The following is a 653-nucleotide window of genomic DNA, read 5'->3' as shown; positions in this document are numbered from 1 at the left end:
GTAGCAACCTGCTCAAGCTGTAAATGTGTAGCGGTGTCGATGTAGTAAGAGACTTCAAAAGCACAATCATCAAGCGCTGAACGCTTCGACTTAACGACTTGCTCATAACAACCTTGAGCGAAGATGTAGTGCCTGATTAGCTCAACAAGACTAGCCTGCTTATTGAGTATCTCAACTGCCCTAACGAAATACTCAGGAGCAACACGATCAAGCCCAGCCGCAAGCGCTTTGTATCTCTCAAGCACGACAGTTTCCGCCTCTTTCATGATGTCTACGCTTGTAGCGTATGGCACTGTGAAAACGTCGCCACTGTGAATGTCTTTGTAGTGATGGCTTTGCTCATTCAGCTTTGTGAAAGCACCCACGCGCACAAGCGCATCACAGATAAACTTCATTCGCTCGATGCGCTCAATCTGTATGTTTATTAAGCTAAATCTGTTCCTAATGATCTCTTCGCTCGTAGCTTCATCGTAGCCGCTAACAAGCGCGTTCTTGAATGTTGAAATGATAGCTTCAAGACAGTCATTATAAAGCCCACTGTAATCAGCTAAGATTCCCTTATAATAACATTGATAGTTATAAGCTTTAGCTTGTATAGCATCAGCAATATATGAAAATCTATCTTTCTTATTTTCGAGACAATAATCATATTC

The 653-nt window shown here is 42.3% G+C and carries 1 protein-coding gene; it reads right to left on the bottom strand.

Annotated features, from left to right (window positions below; all coding sequences use genetic code 11):
• Positions 1 to 653: hypothetical protein (locus WH277_RS02745; RefSeq protein ID WP_339504280.1), on the bottom strand; the 653-nt coding region annotated here is incomplete at both ends.

This window comes from Erwinia sp. MYb416 (genome assembly GCF_037479575.1).
Classification (GTDB): domain Bacteria; phylum Pseudomonadota; class Gammaproteobacteria; order Enterobacterales; family Enterobacteriaceae; genus Erwinia; species Erwinia rhapontici.
Note: the sequence above shows the minus strand (reverse complement) of the source record. Positions and strands in the feature narration are given on the sequence as shown.